The organism is Secundilactobacillus malefermentans DSM 5705 = KCTC 3548 (assembly GCF_001436395.1).
In the GTDB taxonomy this organism is placed as follows: domain Bacteria; phylum Bacillota; class Bacilli; order Lactobacillales; family Lactobacillaceae; genus Secundilactobacillus; species Secundilactobacillus malefermentans.
The window spans coordinates 41,205-64,281 of record NZ_AZGJ01000005.1; the positions used below are offsets into that span (position 1 = coordinate 41,205).

At 41.6% G+C, this 23,077-nt stretch carries 22 protein-coding genes and 1 pseudogene; 2 read left to right on the forward strand and 21 right to left on the reverse strand.

Translation table 11 applies throughout. The features are described 5' to 3' along the window. Nucleotides 1-64: 64 nt before the first annotated feature. Nucleotides 65-301, forward strand: a pseudogene (locus tag FD44_RS10880) (filamentation induced by cAMP protein fic); the annotation flags it as partial. Nucleotides 302-490: 189 nt separating this feature from the next. On the opposite strand, the gene FD44_RS01845 reads toward FD44_RS10880, so the two are convergent. The 4 genes from FD44_RS01845 to FD44_RS01860 form a co-directional block, all read right to left on the reverse strand. After that, nucleotides 491-889, reverse strand: a complete 399-nt coding sequence (locus FD44_RS01845; protein ID WP_010620218.1) for a VOC family protein — start codon at nt 887-889, stop codon at nt 491-493. Between the two features lie 366 nt (nt 890-1,255). After that, nucleotides 1,256-1,945, reverse strand: coding sequence for a 2,3-diphosphoglycerate-dependent phosphoglycerate mutase (locus FD44_RS01850; protein WP_010620219.1), 690 nt, complete (start codon nt 1,943-1,945; stop codon nt 1,256-1,258). Between the two features lie 97 nt (nt 1,946-2,042). Then, on the reverse strand, nt 2,043-3,110 hold the full coding sequence (locus FD44_RS01855) for an AI-2E family transporter (RefSeq protein ID WP_010620220.1): 1,068 nt from the start codon (nt 3,108-3,110) through the stop codon (nt 2,043-2,045). A gap of 64 nt (nt 3,111-3,174) precedes the next feature. Continuing rightward, entirely contained in the window at nt 3,175-4,053 is an 879-nt protein-coding gene (locus FD44_RS01860; protein WP_010620221.1) for a hypothetical protein, read from the reverse strand. Nucleotides 4,054-4,231: 178 nt separating this feature from the next. Between FD44_RS01860 and FD44_RS01865 the strand changes: the two genes are divergently transcribed. Continuing rightward, nucleotides 4,232-5,404 (forward strand): SAM-dependent methyltransferase, encoded by a 1,173-nt coding sequence (locus FD44_RS01865; RefSeq protein WP_010620222.1) that lies wholly within the window; start codon nt 4,232-4,234, stop codon nt 5,402-5,404. Between the two features lie 321 nt (nt 5,405-5,725). Here the strand turns inward: FD44_RS01865 and FD44_RS01870 are convergent, their stop codons facing one another. The 17 genes from FD44_RS01870 to FD44_RS01950 all read right to left on the reverse strand — a co-directional run bounded on the left by FD44_RS01870 (nt 5,726) and on the right by FD44_RS01950 (nt 22,123). Next, on the reverse strand, nt 5,726-6,103 hold the full coding sequence (locus tag FD44_RS01870) for a hypothetical protein (RefSeq protein ID WP_010620223.1): 378 nt from the start codon (nt 6,101-6,103) through the stop codon (nt 5,726-5,728). A 17-nt stretch (nt 6,104-6,120) separates the two neighbouring features. Then, complete coding sequence (locus FD44_RS01875) at nt 6,121-7,419, reverse strand: Y-family DNA polymerase (RefSeq protein ID WP_191976428.1); 1,299 nt, start codon at nt 7,417-7,419, stop codon at nt 6,121-6,123. Nucleotides 7,420-7,531: 112 nt separating this feature from the next. Continuing rightward, complete coding sequence (locus FD44_RS01880) at nt 7,532-7,876, reverse strand: AzlD domain-containing protein (RefSeq protein WP_010620225.1); 345 nt, start codon at nt 7,874-7,876, stop codon at nt 7,532-7,534. A 13-nt stretch (nt 7,877-7,889) separates the two neighbouring features. Further along, nucleotides 7,890-8,690 (reverse strand): AzlC family ABC transporter permease, encoded by an 801-nt coding sequence (locus tag FD44_RS01885; protein WP_033445247.1) that lies wholly within the window; start codon nt 8,688-8,690, stop codon nt 7,890-7,892. 400 nt (nt 8,691-9,090) lie between these two features. Further along, the gene (locus tag FD44_RS01890; RefSeq protein WP_029327582.1) at nt 9,091-10,422 is read right to left on the reverse strand and encodes a D-alanyl-D-alanine carboxypeptidase family protein; all 1,332 of its coding nucleotides are present in this window, start codon (nt 10,420-10,422) and stop codon (nt 9,091-9,093) included. Nucleotides 10,423-10,489: 67 nt separating this feature from the next. Next, complete coding sequence (locus FD44_RS01895) at nt 10,490-11,683, reverse strand: sensor histidine kinase (RefSeq protein ID WP_010620228.1); 1,194 nt, start codon at nt 11,681-11,683, stop codon at nt 10,490-10,492. Nucleotides 11,684-11,866: 183 nt separating this feature from the next. Next, nucleotides 11,867-12,556 carry a response regulator transcription factor CroR gene (croR, locus tag FD44_RS01900; protein ID WP_010620229.1) on the reverse strand — a complete coding sequence of 230 codons (690 nt, stop codon included), beginning with the start codon at nt 12,554-12,556 and terminating at the stop codon, nt 11,867-11,869. Between the two features lie 227 nt (nt 12,557-12,783). After that, nucleotides 12,784-13,503: a DUF1129 domain-containing protein gene (locus FD44_RS01905; RefSeq protein WP_010620230.1), complete on the reverse strand. Its 720-nt coding sequence runs from the start codon at nt 13,501-13,503 to the stop codon at nt 12,784-12,786. Nucleotides 13,504-13,534: 31 nt separating this feature from the next. Next, a complete protein-coding gene (ychF, locus tag FD44_RS01910; RefSeq protein ID WP_010620231.1) occupies nt 13,535-14,635 on the reverse strand; it encodes a redox-regulated ATPase YchF in 1,101 nt (366 codons plus the stop codon). Between the two features lie 18 nt (nt 14,636-14,653). After that, entirely contained in the window at nt 14,654-14,848 is a 195-nt protein-coding gene (locus FD44_RS01915; protein WP_010620232.1) for a DUF951 domain-containing protein, read from the reverse strand. A gap of 22 nt (nt 14,849-14,870) precedes the next feature. Further along, nucleotides 14,871-15,761 (reverse strand): ParB/RepB/Spo0J family partition protein, encoded by an 891-nt coding sequence (locus tag FD44_RS01920; RefSeq protein ID WP_010620233.1) that lies wholly within the window; start codon nt 15,759-15,761, stop codon nt 14,871-14,873. Continuing rightward, nucleotides 15,751-16,518 carry a ParA family protein gene (locus FD44_RS01925; protein WP_010620234.1) on the reverse strand — a complete coding sequence of 256 codons (768 nt, stop codon included), beginning with the start codon at nt 16,516-16,518 and terminating at the stop codon, nt 15,751-15,753. The genes FD44_RS01920 and FD44_RS01925 overlap by 11 nt, the downstream gene beginning before the upstream one ends. Before the next feature lie 18 nt (nt 16,519-16,536). Beyond that, nucleotides 16,537-17,274, reverse strand: coding sequence for a 16S rRNA (guanine(527)-N(7))-methyltransferase RsmG (rsmG, locus tag FD44_RS01930; protein ID WP_010620235.1), 738 nt, complete (start codon nt 17,272-17,274; stop codon nt 16,537-16,539). Nucleotides 17,275-17,437: 163 nt separating this feature from the next. Further along, nucleotides 17,438-18,352, reverse strand: a complete 915-nt coding sequence (rihC, locus tag FD44_RS01935; RefSeq protein WP_010620236.1) for a ribonucleoside hydrolase RihC — start codon at nt 18,350-18,352, stop codon at nt 17,438-17,440. Between the two features lie 38 nt (nt 18,353-18,390). Further along, entirely contained in the window at nt 18,391-19,701 is a 1,311-nt protein-coding gene (locus FD44_RS01940) for an NCS2 family permease (RefSeq protein ID WP_010620237.1), read from the reverse strand. 243 nt (nt 19,702-19,944) lie between these two features. Then, nucleotides 19,945-21,201 (reverse strand): NupC/NupG family nucleoside CNT transporter, encoded by a 1,257-nt coding sequence (locus FD44_RS01945; protein WP_010620238.1) that lies wholly within the window; start codon nt 21,199-21,201, stop codon nt 19,945-19,947. A 100-nt stretch (nt 21,202-21,301) separates the two neighbouring features. After that, nucleotides 21,302-22,123 (reverse strand): phosphopentomutase, encoded by an 822-nt coding sequence (locus tag FD44_RS01950; RefSeq protein ID WP_010620239.1) that lies wholly within the window; start codon nt 22,121-22,123, stop codon nt 21,302-21,304. Nucleotides 22,124-23,077 lie beyond the last annotated feature (954 nt).

Consider the following 23,077-nt stretch of genomic DNA (forward strand, 5'->3'; position numbering starts at 1 on the left):
ATTAATTTGTCCATTTTTTGCTAGCTAATATTGGAACCTGATTTTTAAATAAACGTCATCAGGTCACCACAATATGCGTGGCCAACTCTTTTGGGATGGTAACAAGCGCACCGCCACGTTATGCGCTAATAAATTAATGATTGATGGTGGCGCCGGCTTGATCAACGTCCCTCTAAATTTATGGGGACAATGGAATCAGTTGATCAGCGATTACTACCACAGTAATGATATGCTGCCCCTAAAGCATTGGACTTACAATCATGGTATCGCAGGTGTGACGCTGGGTCCAAAAAACGACTGATTAACAAACCAAAAAGAACACTATACCGAGCAACAAATCACCGCAACGATATAATGTTCCTACATAATTCAGAATCAAAGATCCAGTTATTATTATTTTCACTTGAAATTAACTTATATCACAATAACTGAATCAAAGTGATTTCAGCACTAGCATAATATTTTGTAGTTGCTGTTTTCTTTTTAATATTTACATTGCCATCCATGAAGCTGAAAGAATATTGCCATCAGGATCTTTAATTTCCAACTCATACATCTGATTTTCAGGAATGCCTAATTCAACATGATAATACGAACCGCCATTTGCTGCAGCCTTCGCCGCGAATTCTTTGACCGCCGCAACACTATCAAAACTGAACGCGGTCATACTTCCACTCATATTTTGTGTGTCAGCTATTGTTTGTCCTTGCAGAAACTTGTTATAAAAGTCATGTGTCAATAACATGATCCAGATTGCATCACTCCACATCATGCCCACGCCATTCTCATCCGAAAACTTTTTGTTTTGCTCAAACCCTAACGCCTCGTAGAATTTGATAGAACGTTGCATGTCAGTAACCGGTAAGTTCACAAAAACCATTTTTACCATTGTGCACCTCCTATGTTGATTTCATTACACCGTCATTATCGCAAGTATGATCATAGATAGCAATCAATATACTTACCAAATCATGAAAGTTCCAATCGGGCTTGATTGTTTGCTACACTACTTGCCAGGCCTATAAAATACGTCACTAATAGTGACCAACTCTGTGCTAATTATGACGGCAACTTGTGGTGTTAATTAGTTGAATGAAGTTTTGATCAAAGCAGTAAAGTGCCCCCTAAGACATATCATATAAGCTGTCAAAGTCTTAGCTCATAGTATCCACGTAGCACCCAACATCAAAAAAATGTGTATAAAAATAGGGATTCCTCCACACTCGGAGAAATCCCTATTTGTTTACTTCTAAAATTAGTCTAACTTAGTCTTGCTTTGTACTTCCAACTTGTCATTGAAGTCGTAAACAACTGGTTCGCCAGTTGCCATTTCCAAGTTCATGATACCTTCGTCAGAAATGTCTTCGATGTACTTGCTTAAGGCACGTAATGAGTTACCGTGAGCAGCAATGATAACGTTCTTGCCATCAAGTAACTTAGGAGCGATTTCGTCTTCCCAGAATGGGATAACACGTTCCAAAGTAACCTTCAAGTTTTCGCCACCAGGGATCATCTTAGGATCCAAGTTAGCGTAACGACGATCGTTAGCTGCTGAGCCTTCGTCATCTGCATTCAAAAGTGGAGGAAGCGTGTCATACGAACGACGCCAGATATGAACTTGTTCGTCGCCCCACTTTTCAGCAGCTTCAGCCTTGTTTTGGCCTTGAAGTGCACCGTAATGACGTTCGTTTAAGCGCCAAGTCTTCGTTTCTGGAATCCAAAGTTGGTCTGATTCTTCCAAAGCGTAGTGTAACGTTTTGATTGCTCGAGTTAATACTGAGGTGAATGCATAATCAAATTCTAAGCCTGCTGCTTTGATTAACTTACCAGCATTCTTGGCTTGCTTAACGCCTTCTTCACTCAAATCAACGTCAACCCAGCCAGTAAATTGGTTAGATAAATTCCATTCACTTTGTCCGTGACGGATTAATACTAATTTTGCCATAGTAATCAATTACCTCTTTCTCTTTTTTATTCAAATATCATACTATTGTACACCAAAACAATAGAGATTTCAGCTTCTAGCTCACAAATATTGCTCATTACTTATCTTGTTTGTCTGACCCATACCGTTGACGCATTTTTTTAAGGGCCTCGCCGTGCAGCTTAACACTCTTAACGCCCAATATATCAAGGAAGAACGTAAAGATTGGCACGCTGACAATTAGCCCCCAGACGCCAAACAAAGCCTCGCCACCAATCAGTAAAACAAATGTGTAGAAAATTGGCAGCTCCGTGCGGCTGGACATGAATTTTGGATTTAAAACATAGGCCTCCAACATGTGAACCACAAGAATAACAATGACCACGGCAATGACATCGTTAAAGCCACCCACTGAGTAAGCAATGATTGCCAACGGAATGACTGAAATAATAACCCCGGCAACCGGAATCAGACTCAAGAAGAAAATCATAATGGCCAGCGTTGGCAATTGTGGGAACTTCATGAATGCTAGTGCAACGGTTGTAATGACGGTGTTGCAAAGGGCAATAAAGAATTGCGCTTCTAGAACTACCCCAAATGTGTTGATAAATTTCTTAGCAAAAAACGTAATATCCTGGAAAAACCAGCCGTAATCACTCGTTAGAAATAATTTTGAGAACCGCGCCATTGCCTTTTCCTCAACCGTGAAGAAGAAGCTTAAAATCAGTGAAAGAAGTAAGGTAACGCCCATCGATCCAATTCCAGTCACGTAGGTAATCACAATTTTAATGCCACTCTTAAATTGGTTTAAGAGCTCAGATTGACTGATATAATTGCCAATCCATTTGACCACCTGGTTAGAATCGTTGCTTGGATCCTGATAGAAGGTATAAATATTTTCAAATGAGTGAACCGCCTGCGCCGCCATCTGCGGTAGATATTTGGTCACTGCAACGTACAATGCCCAAATAATAATGGCGTAGACGACCACCACGATTAAGCTTGTCGGAATTTTGATGTAGCGCTGAATAAAGTGGACGAGTTTAATAATCAAAAGTGTAAAAATAAACGTCAAAAGAATGGTACTCATTTCTGCTCGAACTAGATATAGAACCAACATAATGAGTAGCAAAACAGTAAATCGTCGTAACCTAATATTACCAACAAATCTTTCCCAAGCTTTCATTTAATTCCCCACTTCCCGTAAACCAAAAAGACGAGGTCAGTGGCCCCGCCCTTTGTTAAACTCGTTATTTATAGTTTTTCTGTGCGTATGATTTGAAACTTATGCCAGCCTTATTAGCTGCAATTAAGCCACTACGGATATCCTGATCTGAGAATTGTCCCGGTGTCACGCCAATACTTGAAAGTGTTGAACGCGCATTGTTAATTTGAGCAGCGGTGATGGTTTGCCCATCAATTTGCGTTTGACTCTTTGGAACAGTGTACTCATTGCTACCAGAGTAGGCGTTAGCAGCCGACTGCTCGCTAGAAGTTAAACTGGCGCTACTGCTGCTAGCACTACTACTGCTACTGCTACTGCTTGTCGTCGCACTCGTTGCCTCTCCCGTGATTCCTTTGGTGTTTGCAGTTTGTAAGGCACGAGCCTTCGTATAAATGTTCTTATAGTAGGTCTTTGTGAATTCGGAATCTGCAAATAACTGGTTCAAAGTGGCGTTTGATGCTTCATATTCAGTTGCCTTATTTTGCGTAACGGCTTCGCTATAAATCTTGTTATACTTTTTAACATTTTTAATAACAATCTTAAGCGTTGCTAATCGACTCTTAGATCTCGTCACTAAAACCCCTGATGTGTTTTTGGTATTCTTAACGGTTGTAAAGTAATTCTTCGCCGCATTAAAGTGCCGCGACGTCATTGCATTCTTCCCCGAAACGAATGATTGTGTTTGATCTAAATAGCGTTGTGCTGCACTATCGTTGGTTTTACGCTTCAAGGCGTTTTCGAAATGACTCTCAGCGCTTGTATACTGTTTAGCCTGAATAGCGGCTTGTCCGTTACTCATCTCGGTATTGTATTGATTTTCAGTAATTCGATGATTTGAATATGCATAGCCACCGATTAAAACGGCGACGACAACTGCAACAACTGCCCATACCCATCGTTTCAAATTAATCCCCTCTATCCTCTGTCTTATAGTTTGTTTTCTAGTGATTATTATACCATGAAGCACTGGGTGCAACCAATCCTGAGAATAAGTATTCCGTTCTTACAAAAATAGTTAAGAAGCGTATAATGGATTTTGTATTTTTATTAGGATGACCCTAATATCAGAAAGGAATGTTTACATGCTTGAAAAGACGTTTTACAAAACTTTTCTGAGTCGCACCTTTAACATCCCAGTTTCAGTTACGTATTGGGATGGGAAAACCGAAAATTACGGCGAGGGAAAACCAGAAGTTCATATCACCTTTAACGAGGCTATTCCCGTTAAAGAAATCACTCGCAACGCTTCTATTGCCTTAGGTGAAGGTTATATGGATGGCAAAATTGAAATCGAAGGCAGCATTGAAAAGCTAATCAAGTCCGCTTACGAAAATGATAACAGTTTCTTCCATAACAAGAAGTTCATCAAGTTCCTGCCTAAGCAAAAGCATGATGAAGAAGAAAGTAAGGAAGATGTTCAAAGTCACTATGACTTAGGAAATAATTTCTACCAACTTTGGCTAGATAGTACAATGACTTATTCGTGTGCTTACTTTGAAAAACCAACTGATGATCTCGAAACTGCACAAGTAAACAAGGTCCATCACATCATCAAAAAGTTGAACCCAAGTAGTGGTCGTAGCTTACTTGATATTGGTTGTGGCTGGGGTACTTTGATGCTCACTGCAGCTCGCGAGTATGGCTTGAGTGTAACTGGTGTTACGTTGAGTCAGGAACAATACGACTATGTTAACGAGCAGATTAAAGAGCAAGGCCTTCAAGACGTTGCTGAAGTCCGCTTGGAAGACTATCGTGAGCTTGGCAACGAGCAATGGGACTACATCACCTCAGTTGGGATGTTCGAACACGTTGGCCAAGAAAACTTAGGTGAATACTTTGATTGTGTTAACCACTATTTGAAGCCAGATGGCGTTGCTTTGATTCACGGAATCACTCGCCAACAGGGTGGTGCCAACAACGGTTGGTTGAACAAATGGATTTTCCCAGGTGGTTACGTTCCTGGTTTGGTTGAAAATACTGAGCATATCATCGCTTCTGGTTTACAAATTGATGATATGGAACCCCTTCGCCGCCATTATCAAAAGACGACTGAAATTTGGGATGCTAATTTTAATGAACACCGTGCAGAAATCGAAGACATGATGGATAAGAAGTTTGTCCGGATGTGGGACCTCTACCTACAAGCGTGTGCTGCTTCGTTTGCATCAGGTAATATTGACGTGATCCAGTTCTTGTTGACAAAGGGTGCGTCGGGTAAGGTGTTGCCGATGACGAGAGAGTATATGTATAAATAGAAGTGTGAGAATTGCCGGTAAACTTCGAGTACTAGTGGTTGGTCAACGGAAGCGGAACTTGTTTCGCGTGTTGACCACTACTAGACGGAAAAGTTTGGCAATTGGAACACGACAAGAGTGTGAAGCAGTTCGTTTTCATTCGAGCACTATTCGGATTACGTAAGCGCGGACTTGTTCGTGCGTGTAATCTAGAATAGGCACAGAATGATGAACTGGTGAACACGTTTCGACTATGTACTAGTAAGAACTTTAAGTTCGTTTTCATTCTTTACAATAGACACTAATAAAGGCATTTCTATCCCAGTGGTAGAAATGCCTTTTTCATGCTATTTTGACCCATCTAATTTCGTCTAGTCGAATCGTCTGATACTGGTTTTCCACCTCTATCACGATTAAATCTTCCTCATAGCCCGCAATCATTCCCGTTACCGTCATTAAATGTTCATCCTGGTCATCCATCATATTTAATTGGAGTTTCATCAATTTTTGACGATTCCAGCCCACCATCAAAAGGTCGCCAATGGCCTTCTGCGGCATTTGAGCATGGGTTGGCTCATTTGCCTTTGCCGCTTCGTGCTTAAGTGCCTTCGTGTGATCAGATAGGAAAAAGCCACCCCACTTCAGCATCCCCCGGTCATTATAATCATATTTAAAAAACTGATGAGCCACCGCTTCCGATTCTAACTTTTGTCGACGCATACTCATCCCTTCTATCACTATTCATAGCTATTACCACCGTTATGACCGCCCACAAGCGACGCCCGATCAATCATGGTCCCGCCCTTCAGTAAGCTGCTGGCCATCACGAGTGCAGTTGTTCCAAACTTACGCCGAATTGCGTCGGTTACACGATCGTAGCTGTCTCGTTTAATTTGTTGTTCTGGTAGTTCAAATAGGTTCAGCTGTTGCCCCGTGTCAGCCGATAATTGGCCACAATAAACAGAAATGTTCCTGATTGGCTGATGCGCCCAATATTTCCTAAACAACGTCAAAACCGTTAGCGCAATTTCACTATTACTATTAGTCGGCGGAACCTTGACAGTATGGGAGAAGCCTCCTCGTTTATCATCTGCCGCATAGGCAAATCCAATCGATAGGCTCACCTTCCCAGCTTGTTTGCCGTGATGTCGCACTCGAGCGGCTACCTGATTTGCAAGCTCCCGCAGAACAATTTCAATTTCCTCTTGCCGCCGATAGTCTCGCGGCAAGACCTGCGAATTTCCTAAGCTAGGTTCCTTCACCTTTATTCGCTGCGAGAGTTTCGACCGATCTACTCCCCAGGCTAATGCAAATAATTGCGTTCCAATCACGCCCATTTCCTGCTTCAGCCAGTAGGGATCTGTGTGCGCAAGGTCATCCATATTATTAATGCCTAACCGCTTCAAATGCGCCGCCGTTCGATTTCCAATACTCCAAACATCCGTCAACTCCTTAATCGTCCAAATGAGCTGTGGGACTGTTTCAAAGCTTATTTGATCAATAAATTCCGGATCGTGCTTCGCATAAACATCGAGCGCAATCTTTGCTTGAACCGGTGTATCGCCAATTCCGATTGTAGTATACAAGCCTAACCGCTTAAGAACGGTTTGCTGAATAACCCGTGCCGTTTCTCTCGGCGTCTTCCCAAATAACTTCCAGGATTGCGTTAAATCTAAAATGGATTCATCAATTGAATAGGGATATAAATCGGCATCAGCTACAAACTCCTTAAAAATAGCATTTATCTTCAAATTCTTATGAATATACAAATTCATTCGTGGCGGTACCACAATCAGCCGAGGATCATTTGGTAAATCACGGGTTCGGCTGACGTTCGTAATATGAAAGAGCTTCTTTGCCATTGGCGAGGCTGCCAAAATCAATCCTCCGTTTGTATTCTCGGCTTCGGACATGACAACGAGGGGCGTTTCCAGTGGCTTAAGTCTCCGCTCCACACACTCCACGCTGGCGTAGAATGATTTATTGTCGATTAAAAAAAAGACGCCTCGTGGTTCCTCAGAATAATCCATGAAAATCACCTCCGTTTGGTATTAGCTATATTATACGAACAAACGTTCTATTTTACAACCGAACACGGAAATTTTTCGCAAAAAAATAGCCCACCAACTAATTTGGTGAGCCACGAGTTTACACGACCATTGCAATGAGAAAGGCCGCCATTAACCCAATAATAACGGACATCGACATTGATCGCGTTCGATATGCAATTATAATAACGATGAGTGACGCTAATAGTTCCGGAACATGCGTCATTGGCGCTAATTGGTAGTTTGAATCAATAAAAACATCCTTGACGACCAATGCCGTAAAAAGTGACACTGGCACAAATTTCATCCATTCGTTGAACCAAGCGGGTATTTTTCGCTTTGTGAAGATTAATAACGGAAAATATCGGGGAACGAACGCAACGAAAAAGCCTAAAACGATTAACCAAAAATGTTGTGTAGTTGTCCATGTATTAACAGAATTCATATAATATCCCCTGCTAGTTGCTATCAGTTTCCTCTACGGCATCTTTACGACTACCTGGGCCACGCACTTTCCAGAGCCAGCGACTCTTTGGTGTGTGGGTTGTAATGTAATGCTCCAAAGCAAAGCCAATAAAGGATGCGATTAACGTTGAAATAACTAACCCAAGCGTACTCTTTGTTAGAATCATGAAGAATGCGGCTAGGAAGCCAGATAACACACAAATTAGAACCGTGAGTCGACTCTTAATTTGCATCACAATCATATATAGGAACAGTGCCGTTAAGGCAAAATTAACGATAGAAAGGTTAATCTTTAACGCACTACCAACTAAACTGCCAACAACATTGCTGACGGTCCAGAACAGTAGTGAATAGTGCTCCACCATCAGTGCTTGATGGCCATCCCATTTTTTATCCGTCGCAAACTTTAGATAGTTTACGGCATAATTTTCATCATTCATTGAAAGGGAAAAGGCAAAAATAAAACGATGCGGTTGCCCTTGAAGGTATCTGGAAAGACTTGATCCCAATAAGGCATATCGTAGTTCTAGGAAAAATAGCATTAGAACGATAGAAAGTAAGGGCGCATTGATTGTCAGCATTGACGCAATCATAAATTGCGCACCACCTGAGAAAATAAAAATAGAAACTAACGCCGTTAATAACGTATTAAATCCGGCGGCATGCAGCAAAATCCCACAAGCCAAGCCGATAGGAATGTAACTCAAATTAAGCGGCATTGCTACCCGTAAAGTGGATAGCCATAGTGGCTCATTCGGGTTTCGGACCTGTTTAGTCAAGAATAATTCCTCCATCAAAAAACCTGCAGTTAAGTAAGTGACAGTTAAGGCGCCCAATATTAGACGCTCTTGATTAAAACGCATCGAAAATATTTTAACACGAAACTAAAAACTTGCATACCTGATTTCATAAGCTGAATGAATATTGCAAACAGTTTAATCGCTATTCGTTAACTAAGCTCATAAGCTAATATGTAATCGAAGAACAAAGCATTCTCCGCCTACCTATTATAAGAAAGTTTTGGTTAAATACCAATGTTTATTTTACATTTCTTTTACCCAAGACAGGTAAAACGTTACAACAGCGCCCTCCATCCATTTAATTAAATAAATCGACGATAAGCCCATATCTGCAAATAGCAAAATAGACTGCAACAAAACCCACGTTTTGCTTCAGTCTATTCATCATGATTAATTAAAATAAAGCAACGAGTCCACGCCACATCCGAACAAAGATATTGGCCTTTTCAACTTTTGTCGCAGTTTTAACTGACACACAGGTAGCGGATTTGCCATCAACAAATCCAAGTTGATCACCCTTTAGCGAAATTGAAGCAGCACCAATGGTTTTTCCCTTTGAAACGGGTGCAACTAATTTGCCATCTTTATTCAGCGATTTCTTCAGCTTAATTGAACCAGTCGCATTGCTTGCCACCTGGTTGTTCCGAATCCAAAGCTTAAGTGGTGATTTCAACTGAACTTTAACCGTCTTTTCCTTACCATTACTAGTAGAAATCGACTTAACGCCCTTAATCTGACTATTCGTATAAGTGGTTGTCTTAAAGTTTTGGAAAACGTACGACATGATGTGTTGCGTTTGTACAAATCGTGATGAGTCCGTTTCTGATTTATGTGCGGCACCCATTACCACCGTAATAATTCGGTTACCATTCTTTTTGACCGTTCCGGTAAAGTTGGCGCCAGCTGCATCAGAAGTACCTGTCTTTAGCCCATCAACGGGTAGCGCAGAGTATGAGTTCGCTAAACCTGGTAACATCCAGTTCCAGTTTTCCATCTTGATTTGGTCGTCTGTTCCCTTTTCAAACCACATCTTCTTGATTGACGTTGTTTGGAGAATTTCTGGATACTTATTTAAAAGGGCAACCGCTAATTTACCCATATCTCTTGCTGAAAATTCATTCTCAGCACTATTCGCCACGTTATCATAACCTGCATCACTAACCTGTTTATTGGTTAATCCAGAAGCATTATAAATCTTGGCATCCGTAATTCCGAGCTTCTTAGCTGTTGAGCGCATTTGACTGACAAATGCGTGAGGAGAGCCGGCAACAGCATCTCCCAAAGCAGTCACTGCTGCATTAGCAGAATAAATAATTGACGCTTGGTACAGTTCCTTAACGGTGTATTCTTTGTCCTTCCGAAGCGGAACGTTAGATAGATTGGTGTCCTGGCTCATTTTGTAGACGGTATTATCAATTTTAATTTTTTGATCCCATTTTAATTTACCAGAATGGATATTTTCCAAAATAATATAAAGGGATAAAAGCTTACTCATCGAAGCAGCGGGCAAAACCTTAGTTGAGTTTTTATCATATAAGATTTGACCTGTTTTAGCATCGATTGCCAAACCAGCCTTTGCCTTCAAATCAACCGTGGTTACCTTTGCTGCTGTGGCAGCCTGTGCGCTTGGTGTTGCTGCTGCAGGAATGCTCATTCCTGCGGTTGCGATCATAAGTGTTGCTGCTAAACCTGTTGCAACTTTTTTTAGTCGTTTAAACATTGTCATTTCCTCACTCTAATATGTAATTAAGGACGGCAAAAATTGCCGCCCTCCTATTTTACCACATGAAAATTTAATTAAGCTGCTTTTGCAATGATTCATTGACTTTATTTACAGCCTCATCTTCATCAGAATCTACCTTAGCTTGTCGAATCGGCAAAATGATATCAAACGTTGTCATCTTGTCCGTCGATTCCACGGTAATTGACCCATGGTGAAGCTGGACAATGCTTTGAGTAATCGCAAGTCCTAGCCCAGTTCCACCCGTTGCTTTGTTTCGTGATTCTTCAACGCGATAAAACCGTTCAAAAACGTGATCAAGCGACTCCTTAGGAATCTTCGGTCCATCGTTTGCAACCTTAATTTCGATTTCCTTATCATTGTGACGGTTGGCAATCATATAAATATGCTTACCACCATCCCCATATTTCAAAGCATTGGAAATCAGATTATTAAAAACCCGACTTAGCTGTTCAGCATCCGCATCAATCATCAATGGCGATTCCTCGCAAGTGACCTCGATTGCCTTATCCTGCTTTTCAGCTTCTAGCTCAAAACTGGCTGAGATTTGTTCCATCATTTGAGAAAGATCGACCTGGTTAAAGTTAACCTTGGCGGCAGCTTGCTGAACCTTTGTGTATTCAAACAAATCTTCAACCAGGGCCTTCATCTGAGATGCTTTCAAAAAGGCCGTGTGCGTGTACTTCAAAATGTCTGCTTCAGATCGATACTGTTTATCCTCAATTAAGCCTAAATAGCCAATGATCGACGTCAAAGGGGTGCGCAAGTCATGACTGACATTTGTAATCAGTTCATCCTTAGACCGCTCGATGTCTCGTTCTTCCGTCATTGACTCCAAAACGGAATCGACTAGCGCATTCACAGAATCGACGACATGCTGAATATCGCTGCTTACTTTGAACTGGATTCGGTGGCCAAAGTTTCCTTGAGCAATGTAATGAAGCTCATCGATTATATGGTAAAGCTGCATTTGCCGATATCGCCGCATAAGCCGCCAGTAAACAACCCAGACATCCAAAATTGCCATCAATCCGATAAACAGATTCTCCCAACTCCAAAGCTGGAAGTGATCTGGTCCAATGACGATTGATTGTTTGATAATAAAGATTCCATCTCGGAGTCCCGGATTTAGCTGAATTGCCTGGGTGATGATGACTAAAACCGACAAGTTTAAAAGCAGTAACAAAATAACCGTTACAATACCCTCAAAGAATAATTCACTTTTTTCACGTCCCGTTAGTTTCAAGTGTGACGGCCCCTTCTCCTAGTTAAATCTGTCATGACGACTTGTGTTGCGAAGCTGATGCATTGTCGTGTAATTCCAATCAGCCCCCTCCGTCTAACTTGACCAATACGCAAGACAAGTCTTGCTACTATTGGTCTTTGTTAGTACTCGGTGCCTACCGATTGAAATTGCACTTCCTTAAATCTAGTGCGACTCTATCTTATATCCCACGCCCCACACCGTTTGGATGACCTTTTCACCATTCGTTGCTTCTTCAATCTTATCCCGCAAATGGGAAACGTGCACCATCACCGTTTTGGCAGAAATGATGGATTCCTGACGCCATACACGTTCAAATATTTCATCAGCTGAGAAGACCCGATTTGGGTGACTTGCTAGCAAATATAAAATACCAAATTCAAGCGCCGTCAATGAAATGACTTTACCCGCAATTGTTTTAACTTCATGTGAATCCTTGTTAATAATCAGCGGACCAATATCCAAAATGTCTGGCGTATCATCGGTCACATTATCCTGGCTTCGACGTAGAAGTGACTTGACCCGAGCCATGACTTCAAGTGGATTAAACGGCTTGGTGACGTAATCATCCCCACCCGTAATTAATCCCTGAATTTTGTCCATATCTGCCGTTTTGGCAGACAGAATTAAAATGGGAATCTGAGAATCTTTTCGAACTTCTTTAATAACTTCCATCCCGCTCATTTCAGGCATCATAATGTCCAAAATCATGAGTCCAATATCCGGTGTGGTACGTAATTTGGTTAAGGCTTCACGACCATCATAAGCAGACACTGGTTCGTAGCCTTCATTTTTAATGTAAATTTCGAGTAACTGTGCAATTTCTTTATCATCGTCGACAACTAAAATTTTCATGATAACGCTCCTTTTCGAGATAAACATCCCTGTTATCTGTCAATAACTTTACCAATTAATTTGGTAAAAGTCGCAAAATTCACTAAAACTTAACCGAGTTTAAACTAAATTAAGAAAATAGTAAGTTCTAATCAGTCTTATAAGACTATCATTCCACAAATACAGGCGCTAGACAAGTTTGAGGTAAATAAAAATCGACCACATTTTGTGATCGACTTTGACGTGACTTAAAATAAGAATCCTTTTTTCAACCCATACTGACGGCGAATAAGAAGTGCGCCACCACCTGAGAGAACCCCTACAATAACGGCAGGCCATGATTGTAGAACTGGGTTTGCAACGCTTGGAATAGCACTTGTGATGTAGAAGAGTCCCATCCAAACAACAAATAGTGCAATGACAACTAAAAGTCGAACCCAAATTGATTGTTTGTGCTTTCGCTTTGGATCGAAGATTGTTGACATGTATGGCAATGCCAAACCGGCAAGTGCCGATGAAATAAAGATTGACACAATTCCGACTGGTTGACTGCTTGCAGCCGTTTTTGGTGAGAGGAGCATAATTGCGCCAAACATCACGTTAAAGATCATGAAGAAAATTAGGCCGTTATATAACGCACTTGGCCAATAGGGATCATCCGCATTTGGATCCTTAGCTGGACCGTTCACAACGTAATCAATCCGTTCTGAAACATCCCCGTACATATTCTTAGCAGTTTTCCCACTCTTTTGACCATCAACCAACTCTTGAACCATTTCATTAACAACTTCCGTCTTCTTTTCAACCGAAAGCTTGGTTTTTTCTATTTCTTGATTAAATCGGAACATGTAGTCAGCGTTTCGCTTCGACAGTCCTAAATTATCAAATGCACTATGCTCATTCTTCTCGACTGTATGGCGAGCTTGTTGCGCACCAGCATTACGTTTACGGTTTTGATTATCGCTCACGAGAGACCTTCCCTTCCATAATTCCGAATTTTTAAACGTTAAATCTAAATTCTACGATGTCGCCATCACTCATGACGTATTCTTTACCTTCTTCACGAAGTTTACCAGCATCTTTGACCGCAGACTTGCTTTCCAGCTTGTCCAAATCATCAAACGCCATTACTTCGGCACGGATGAAACCACGCTCAAAGTCAGAGTGAATGATTCCGGCAGCTTGTGGTGCCTTAGTCCCTTCACGGAAGGTCCAGGCCTTGGTTTCCTTACCACCAGCAGTGAAGAAAGTTTCAAGTCCAAGTAGCTTATATGAGGCACGGATGAGTCGGTTCAAACCAGGCTCTTCCACTCCCTCAGCTTCTAGGAAGTCAGCCTTTTCGGCATCATCCAACTGGGCAATTTCCTCTTCAGCTTCAGCGGCAACCGCAATTGCTTGGGCGCCTTCTTTGCTAGCGTATTCTTCAATAATACTAAAGTACTTAGAATTTTCAGGATCCGCCATGTCATCTTCGGCAATGTTGGCCACGTACAGAACTGGCTTTGAAGTTAACAAGAACAAGCCTTTAACAATCTTTTGCTCGTCTTCATCAAATTCAATCGTTCGAACGCTACCACCAGCTTCAAGAACTGGCTTAATTTTTTCGAGAACTGCTAATTCAGCTTTAGCTTCCTTGTCGCTCCCCTTTGCAGCACGGGCAACTTTTGCCAATCGCTTATCAACGGCTTCAAGGTCTGATAGTCCCAATTCCAAATTAATGGTTTCGATATCATCAGTTGGATCGATTTTCCCTGAAACGTGGGTGATGTTGTCGTCATCAAATGCCCGAACAACGTGCACAATGGCGTCAACTTGCCGAATGTTTTCTAGGAATTTGTTACCAAGTCCCTCACCCTTACTAGCACCCTTTACAATTCCGGCAATATCGGTAAATTCAAAGGTGGTTGGCACCACTTTTTTAGCTGGAATGAGTTCCTGAATGCGATCGAGTCGATCATCTGGAACTTCAACCATTCCCACGTTAGGATCGATTGTTGCAAATGGGTAGTTGGCCATTTCGGCACCAGCCTTAGTGATTGCGTTAAATAGGGTAGACTTTCCAACGTTTGGTAAGCCCACAATACCTGCAGTTAATGACATTAATTATTCACTCTTTCCTTAGTTATCTGCGTTATCGGCTTTTTCCAATACGCGTTTTAATTTTTTCTCAAATTCTCGCCGTGACAGCATGACAATATGACCGCAACCCGTACATTTGATTTTAATGTCCGCGCCCATTCGAATAATCTGCCAACGGTTAACACCACAAGGATGTGGCTTCTTCATTTCAACTAAATCGCCAAAATCATACATATGAAGCCTTCCCTTCTGTTAATTAATCTAAGTTTACATCCAAAATATCCAAAATGCGGCTCAAGTCGTCATTCGTTAAGTAATCAATTTCAATCTTCCCAACACCCTGTTTGGTGCTATTCTCGTTGATTGAAACCTGCGTGCCAAACTTCTCTTGAAGCTGATCCTCACTAGACCGAATGTACGGTGACTTTCGTCTTGACGGCTTACTTTGCTTAATTTTCTTCTTTGACTGACCATTAATTTGACCAACAATCTCTTCCAAAGCCCGAACCGTTAACTTTTCATCAACAGCTCGTTTTGCAAGATCGCCAAGTCGGCTACGGTCCTTAAGTGACAATAATGTCCGTGCCTGGCCCATTGAAAGTTGCTTCTTGTTCAAATATTCCTTCACAATAATGGGTAATCCCAATAATCGTAAATAGTTTGCAATGTACGGTCTACTCTTACCCAATCGTTCAGAAACCTGGGCTTGGGTCAAATCGAGCCGCGTCATCAGTGTATTATACGCTTCAGCCTCTTCTAGCGGTGTTAAATCCTCTCGCTGTAAGTTTTCGAGTACCGCAATTTCCATCATTTGTTCTTCAGTTACGGAACGAACAATCGCTGGAATCGTTTTATTATCAATCAACTTGGAAGCTCGAAATCGTCGCTCACCCGCCAATATCTCGTAGCGTTCTTTCTTAGCATCAGGTTGGCGAACAATGATTGGCTGAAACACGCCAGATTCCTTAATGGAAGCTGCTAAATCGTTTAGTGCAGCTTTATCAAATTTTTGTCTAGGTTGATAAGGGTTTGGCGTAATCGTCTTCAAATCGATATCAGAAACAGTTTCTTCCTTTGGGTCAACCCCGTTGTCCGCAAAGAGTGCTTCAATGCCTCTTCCTAAACCCTTTTGATTTTTATTCGCCATGAGCTGCTAACACTTCCTTTGCAAGTTCACCATAAACGATGGCACCCTTTGACTTATTATCGTAATCCATAATTGGCATCCCGTAACTTGGCGCTTCGGATAGCCGAACATTCCGCGGAATGATTGTTTTATAGACTTTATCGCTAAAGTATTTTCGAACTTCTGCATTAACTTGTTTTCCAAGGTTCGTTCGTGCGTCATACATCGTCAGCAAAACGCCTTCAACCGCTAAATCGCGATTGAAATGCTTTTGAACAAGCTTAACGGTGTTCAGTAATTGACTAAGCCCCTCTAGCGCATAGTACTCACTTTGAACGGGAATTAAAATTGAATCACACGCCGTAAATGCATTGATTGTGATTAAACCTAACGAAGGTGGACAATCGATTAAAATATAATCATATTGATCCTTGACCTCTTCTAGCGCGTCCTTTAACCGGGTCTCTCGAGCCATTTGCGGAGTCAACTCAATTTCAGCACCAGAAAGTTGGATTGTTGCGGGCACAATGTCTAATCGTTCATGAGCCGTTTGTAAAATGGCTTCCGAAATGGGTTCCTCATTCACAATGACATCATAAATATCCTTTTCAATTGTGGACTTCTTGATGCCGACACCACTCGTTGCATTTCCCTGAGCATCAGTATCCACGAGCAATACTTTTTGATTAAGATCCGCAATGCTGGCGCCTAAGTTTACCGCAGTGGTCGTTTTACCAACGCCACCTTTTTGATTCGCAAGCGCAATAATGATTGCCATGCTTAGTCCACCTTTCTTCTACTGATTCTGACTTCCCAATGGTTCCCGGGTTGGCGTTCCAGCTTTTCTAGGATAACGTCCCGGCGTTTTCTTTTCCTTGTTAATCACAACGATGTGTCTTGTCCCTGCATCAAATGGCAATTCAAAGGCAACATCCTGTTTAACCTCACCACCAAGCAGCTTGATGGCCGTTGTAGCGCTTTCTAAATCTTGATCAGCTTGTGCCGCTTTTAAGGCAACAAACTGCCCACCGACTTTGGTTAATGGTAAGCAAAATTCGCTTAAGACGCTCATTTTTGCAACCGCCCGAGCAGTCACGATATCAAAGCTTGCTCGAAACTCAGATTTTCGTCCCCCAAATTCCTCGGCGCGAGCGTGGTGAAAGTGGACATTTGTTAAACCGAGTGTCGTCTGGAGTTCCTTTAAAAAGGTAATTCGTTTATTGAGTGAGTCCACAATTGTCACTGTTAATTGCGGAAAAGCAATTTTTAGCGGAATTGATGGAAAGCCTGCACCCGCCCCAACATCACAAAGACTAATGGGTTGCTCCCGCAAGGCCTCTATGTAAAATGCTGGCGTCAATGAGTCGTAAAAGTGCTTGAGATAAACGTCATCACGCTCCGTGATGGTCGTTAAATTGACGTGCTCATTTGTGGCTACCAATAATTTATAGTATTCCTCAAATTGAGTCATCTGGTGCTCATCTAGCATGATATTATGCTCAGCTAATTTCTGCTGAAATTGATCTGGATTCATCCTTTTCTCCTCATCTGTGAAACATGTTTCACGTACTGGTCTACTTTACCCTAAATTGAGAAAACACGCAACAGTCTGGCTTAATTATACTAGAATTTGGACAGACAAAAAAGGTCGTTCCAGCAAAATGTTGAATTGCTGAAGCGACCTTTACTTTGAGCCGTTATTTTTGAATAGCAGAGACTTCTTCAATGAACCACTTGTTGAAGGCAACGTCATCGATGTCGACACAAACGGCTGCGTTAGTGCGGCCATTGTGGTATGCGCCACGAATGTCGCCAACCGTCTCACCATTTGCTGGTCCCTCAGTCTGAACGTCAACCCACATCTTTTCAGTTTGAATTGCTTCAGGGTGAAGTAAGTAGAAAATGGTGTTCACATCATGCATCGCGATTCCGGCATCAGAATTATCGCCATCATGAATGATGATGTCATGTAGCATCTTACCCGTTTCGTTGAGTGTTGGTAATTTTTCGATGCTTTCATGAGTCAGTAGTGCTTTCATGGTGATGTCCAAACCAACCATCACAATCGGTACGCCTGATTCGTACATGATTTTAGCAGCATGAGGATCCGTAAAGACGTTAAATTCTGCAGCAGAGGTCATGTTCCCTTTGCCCAGTGAACCGCCCATTGCAACAATCCGTTCGATATTTTGCTTTACTTCAGGATACTCGGAGAATAACAGCGCAATGTTGGTATAAGACCCCGTTGGTACCAAAGTAATTGGTTCTGGAGCAGCCATAATTGCGTCGCGTAACGCGATAACAGCTGATTCTTTCATTGGCTTTGGTAAGTCCTCAGGGAACTCATAACCTGGCATCCCTGACTCACCATGAATTCGAGCAGCATCCTCAAATGGTTTGATTAAAGGCTGTTTTGCACCCCCAGCAACTGGAATATCGGAATTGAAGAATCGAACCAATTTAAGCGCATTTTTTGTCGTCTTATCAACCGTTACGTTACCCGCAACCGCCGTGATTAGTTTTAAATTAATTTTAGGATCATTGATTGCCATCGTAATTGCAGCAGCGTCATCAATGCCTGGATCCGTATCCATAATAATATTAATTGCCATTTTAATTTCCTCCTTGTATTTGTAACTCATATTTTCGCCTAAAGTAAGGCGCTAAATATCAAATCTAATAGGAACAAAACTCCTAAAATGTAGACTGGCAACGTCAGCTGTCGCCGTTGACCACCAGCTAATTTTAGAATTGGGTAGCAAACGAAACCAAATGCTAGTCCAGTAGAAATACTGTTAGTAAGTGGAATCAACACGATAATCAAAAATGCTGGGAACCACTCTGTGAAATCACCAATTTTGATACCACCAATGGACTCCATCATTAAAGCACCCGTGATGATAATAACCGGCGCTATGGCAGCTTGGGGAACGTAGGCGAGTAAAGGAATAAAGATTAGCGACAAGCCAAACATGACGGCTGCTGTGACGGCCATCCACCCCGTTCGACCACCGGACTCAATGCCGGAAGCACTTTCTGCAGCGGCAACCGTTGGCGATGTCCCTAGGAAGCTAGATAAAAATGTTGTAACGGAGCTCCCCTGAAATGTTTTCTTGAATTTTCGCTGGTCAGGCAATAATCCCTGAACCAGACCCATTGATTCGAACACGAGAATCATCGTCATCGAAAATGTCGCTAAGATAAATGGCGTTGACAGGATATGGGAAAAGTCCCCTTTAAACGTAATCTGATGATAATTGGTGAGCTTGCTTAGAATGACATTCGGCGTATCCGCATCCCGAATGTGGAAAATAACGCCCACAATCGTCGTCAAAATAATCCCAATGAAGAAACTCCCCTTCACGCGCCGAAGATATAGAATCAAACTGATGGCGAGCCCGAAAATGGCTAGTAGTGCGGCTGGCTTTGTTAAGTCTCCCAGCACAATGAGTGACGTTTTTCCGGCAACAATCAAGCCCGCCTTTTCCAGTCCAATTTCAACCAGAAAGAGCCCAATTCCCGCTGTAATTCCGTGCTTCAGTGATTGCGGAATTGATTTGGACAAAATATCGTTCATTTTGGTGAACGCAATTGCCATGTAAATGACGCCCGATACTGCAGAAATTGCGACCGCCGTTTGCCACGAGAGCCCCATGTTCACAACCACCGTATACGTGAAGAAGGCGTTAACCCCCATCCCCGGCGTCAAAATAACCGGTGAATTGGCATAGAATCCCATGATCAAACAGCCAATAATAGAACTAAAAATTGTCGCAAAAACGCTTAAATCAGCTGGAATTCCCGCATCCTTCAGAATCATCGGGTTAACAATGATAATGTACGAAATTGCGAAAAATCCGGTAATGCCAGCGATAATTTCGGTTCTTAAAATGTCCTTGTGTTTCAGTACCTCCAGAAAAGACATGTTGTCAGCGGAGGTCCCATTTTGTTTACTTTCCATAAAGCTCCCTAGCTTTCAATAGACGAGTCATCGTCCATTTAGACTTGTTGGGCAATTGCAATTCGGTGGTCTCACGCACCAAACTGGGTTTCAGCGTCTATCGAACGTTTCGAGCGACCCTAACAGAACGTGTTTACAGTACTAGCATACCAAATTTAAGTAACCGCTACCAATACCTTTGTGAAAAATAGCTCAGACCACTTGGCCTGAGCTATCAAATTTTAGATTGAGTGGAAGACTATTCTACCAAACGAATAATCCAACAATACCAGCTGACATCAGGGATACTAAGATACCTGATAGGAGCATGTAGCCCACGTTTTTAGAAATAAGGTCATTCTTTTCTTTATCAACCAAACCTTTGAACGCACCGATAATCATACCAGTGGTACTGAAGTTGGCAAATGAAGTTAAGAAAACAGTCAATTGTGCTTGATAGTGAGCTGGGTAAATCTTCAAATCGTTGATGTGTGGGGCAATTTTACCCATAACAACGAATTCATTTGTTACTAACTTGGTACCCATGTATTGAGCAAACTGGAAGGCTTGAGAAACATCCAGACCCATTAACCATGCAAATGGGAACATGATGATTCCTAGAATATGTTCCATCGTTAACCATGGGTTGAAGAGTTGCAAGATTTTGTCAATCAATGCGGCTAAAGCAACGAACGCAATAACGTTTGCGGCAATGATTAAGATCAAACGACCAGCACCCAAGATAGAGTCACCCAAGAATGAGAAGAATGGTTCTTTCTTGCCGTTAGCCTGAACTTCGCCAGAATCAACAGCAGCTTCTTCAGCAGCAGCGTTTGAGCCACCCATTTTGGCAATTGTATCTTCTTCTTCTGAAACCTTAATTGGATTCAAAATGTTGGTAATAATGATGGTGTTTAAAATGTTCAATGGAACGGCAGTCAAAACGTATTGACCAGGAACCATTTGAGTATAAGCACCCAGAATGGAAGCGGTGATACATGACATTGACATCAGAGCCAACGTTAAGTCACGTTCTGCAGACATTTGCTTCAATTGAAGACTTGAAACAGCCAAGGCCTCAGTGTTACCCAAGAACATCATCTCAACTGAGAAGAATGATTCGAACTTTGGTTGACCTGTAACAAAGGCCAATCCACGACCAATCCATTTGATAAGGAATGGAAGCACGCCGATATAAGTTAAAATATCGAACAGTGGGACAATCATCAAAATTGGGAGAAGTGAACTAGTCACAAAGTCCATTGACTTCATGTGAACCCAACTTGGAAGTGCAAATGCAATACCTGTATATGACACTTGAACTAGCCAATTGAATCCGTCTGCGGCACCTTTGACGATGTCTCGACCCCAACTGAAACTAGTTAGAACCCAAGCAAACAGTAAATTAATAACTAACACAATAATGACAGATTTCCAGTTAATCTGTTTGCGGTTCTTTGAGAACAAAAGGGCAATTCCAAGATAAACGATGACCCCAAGTATGTTGACAAGTAAGTACATTGACCAATACCTTCTTTTCTAAAATTTAACGTGGCGACTATTCGTCAAAATGGCATAACAATATACGCGTTGCACGACAACAATTTAGTAGTAAATAAGACTACTTAAGCTCAGACAAAAAGCTGGTTCCTGGACCTAACCCCGCAAAATCGAAGTTTTCCAAAACCGTGGCGCCCAAATCAGACAATGATTTCTTAATTCCAAGTGCTTTACCACCTTTTAATGCTGGTGAATAAGCAAATAATGGCAAATACTCTCGTGTCATCTGATCTGGATTCTCTGGGTTAACTGAGTGGTTGGCAGTGATGAGTAATAAATCGGAACGCTTCATCACTTGCATGATTAATTCCAATTGACTATCGAACACCATTAGTAAATCGCCTAACTCAGCAGCAGTTGCGGTATTGTAATCCTGTTGAAATTCAGGCAACTGAAAATAACTCAGTCGATAGTTTCCTTCCCCAATTTCAGCGGCAAGTAGCTGCAACGCTTCCTGATTGCGGTGAACCAAAAGCCGTTTGGTAGTTGCCTGATTACTCAGGTAACTAATCAATGGGCTTGCTAACAAAACTTGCTCATGGCGAATCGCCAGGTAATCAAAAGCGGAGGTTGTTCGCCCCTCACTTGTGAGGTCCCAGCTCTCCCGAATCCCAGAAGCAAATGCATTGTTCTCATTAGCAGGTCTGATTTGACCAAAAAATCCAAGCGGCTTCTCAACCTCAGTAACGTGCTTCAACGGGTTTTTATGCCGTAAATTCCCTAAGCCCAGCTGAGTCAACGTTGGTAGCGTCAAACGGTCAGGCATAGCGTTATCAATTTGGCCTAGACTATCCGCGCCAACTGAATCAAATCGGTTGGCATCCGGAGACTCGCCAATTCCCATTGCGCCTAAATCAATCACGAAGACTCTACGAAACGTCATTTAATCACCTCTATAATTGTCGTTCATACAACGCGTAAATCGTTTTCATTTACGTTATGACTATCTTACCGTTTTTAAACTAAGGTGTAAATTCTATTTTTTAAGTAAATCTTAGTTTTTACAAAGGAGTTTTCCGAACGAAGCTACTTAAATCCATAGATGAAAGCGCTTATAACGCAAACGACCGTCATCCATTTCATTTTAAGAAAAACGGCCTTACTTGTCTGCAATCATACAAGTAAAGCCGTTTACTAAAAATTGGAGGGAATTTTCAAAATCCCCCGCCCCTGCCAAGGAACTCCATTATAGCAATAAAAAAAGAATTTACCACTGGGGGTAAATTCTCACATGAATCAATAAATATTATATGAGTGTCGGCAATCTGGTTCTAGTTTGGAGGAAGCAGAGATTACCTGATATTGATTCCAAAAACTAAAATAAACCTATCTACAGAAACAACCGAGCTTCGGTGAGCCCTTCTTGCCTATGACAAACTTCCAATTCCTGATCAATGTTGCTTTCGAAAGTTAATGTCTCACCTAGTATTCTAATCTATCCCAAAAGAATCGCAAGAATTGTGTCTTATTAAATGAACGCACAAAAAAACCGAACTACAATAAGTAGTCCGGAGGGATTGTAACAGCTTAAGTAGCTAACCTAAGTTGTTGATTCTTCTACATACACCTAATTTTTTATCTTATTTATAGGGGACTAAAAATATTATTTGTAGGGAGAATACTTTTAGTAATAAGTATATTAGGGAGGAGATGTTTGTAGGGGCAAACATCTGAAAAAGACCATCACAACCAAAGGCTATAATGAACGGTGCATGTAGAATCAGTTAACGTTTATCATTAACTATGAATTCATTATATCATCAATATTTAAAAATAAAAGGGATTATCACCAATTTTATCGAATTAATTTAACTCGCGCGTTTTATAATCAAGTTAG

Bases quoted from the DNA above. Each gene is read 5' to 3' on its own strand.
- FD44_RS01845 (WP_010620218.1), bottom strand. From the start codon at position 889: ATGGTAAAAATGGTTTTTGTGAACTTACCGGTTACTGACATGCAACGT.
- FD44_RS01850 (WP_010620219.1), bottom strand. From the start codon at position 1,945: ATGGCAAAATTAGTATTAATCCGTCACGGACAAAGTGAATGGAATTTA.
- FD44_RS01855 (WP_010620220.1), bottom strand. From the start codon at position 3,110: ATGAAAGCTTGGGAAAGATTTGTTGGTAATATTAGGTTACGACGATTT.
- FD44_RS01865 (WP_010620222.1), top strand. From the start codon at position 4,232: ATGCTTGAAAAGACGTTTTACAAAACTTTTCTGAGTCGCACCTTTAAC.
- FD44_RS01870 (WP_010620223.1), bottom strand. From the start codon at position 6,103: ATGCGTCGACAAAAGTTAGAATCGGAAGCGGTGGCTCATCAGTTTTTT.
- FD44_RS01880 (WP_010620225.1), bottom strand. From the start codon at position 7,876: ATGAATTCTGTTAATACATGGACAACTACACAACATTTTTGGTTAATC.
- FD44_RS01885 (WP_033445247.1), bottom strand. From the start codon at position 8,690: ATGGAGGAATTATTCTTGACTAAACAGGTCCGAAACCCGAATGAGCCA.
- FD44_RS01890 (WP_029327582.1), bottom strand. From the start codon at position 10,422: ATGACAATGTTTAAACGACTAAAAAAAGTTGCAACAGGTTTAGCAGCA.
- croR (WP_010620229.1), bottom strand. From the start codon at position 12,556: ATGAAAATTTTAGTTGTCGACGATGATAAAGAAATTGCACAGTTACTC.
- ychF (WP_010620231.1), bottom strand. From the start codon at position 14,635: ATGTCATTAACTGCAGGTATTGTGGGCTTACCAAACGTTGGAAAGTCT.
- FD44_RS01915 (WP_010620232.1), bottom strand. From the start codon at position 14,848: ATGTATGATTTTGGCGATTTAGTTGAAATGAAGAAGCCACATCCTTGT.
- FD44_RS01920 (WP_010620233.1), bottom strand. From the start codon at position 15,761: ATGGCGAATAAAAATCAAAAGGGTTTAGGAAGAGGCATTGAAGCACTC.
- FD44_RS01925 (WP_010620234.1), bottom strand. From the start codon at position 16,518: ATGGCAATCATTATTGCGCTTGCGAATCAAAAAGGTGGCGTTGGTAAA.
- rsmG (WP_010620235.1), bottom strand. From the start codon at position 17,274: ATGAATCCAGATCAATTTCAGCAGAAATTAGCTGAGCATAATATCATG.
- rihC (WP_010620236.1), bottom strand. From the start codon at position 18,352: ATGGCAATTAATATTATTATGGATACGGATCCAGGCATTGATGACGCT.
- FD44_RS01940 (WP_010620237.1), bottom strand. From the start codon at position 19,701: ATGGAAAGTAAACAAAATGGGACCTCCGCTGACAACATGTCTTTTCTG.
- FD44_RS01945 (WP_010620238.1), bottom strand. From the start codon at position 21,201: ATGTACTTACTTGTCAACATACTTGGGGTCATCGTTTATCTTGGAATT.
- FD44_RS01950 (WP_010620239.1), bottom strand. From the start codon at position 22,123: ATGACGTTTCGTAGAGTCTTCGTGATTGATTTAGGCGCAATGGGAATT.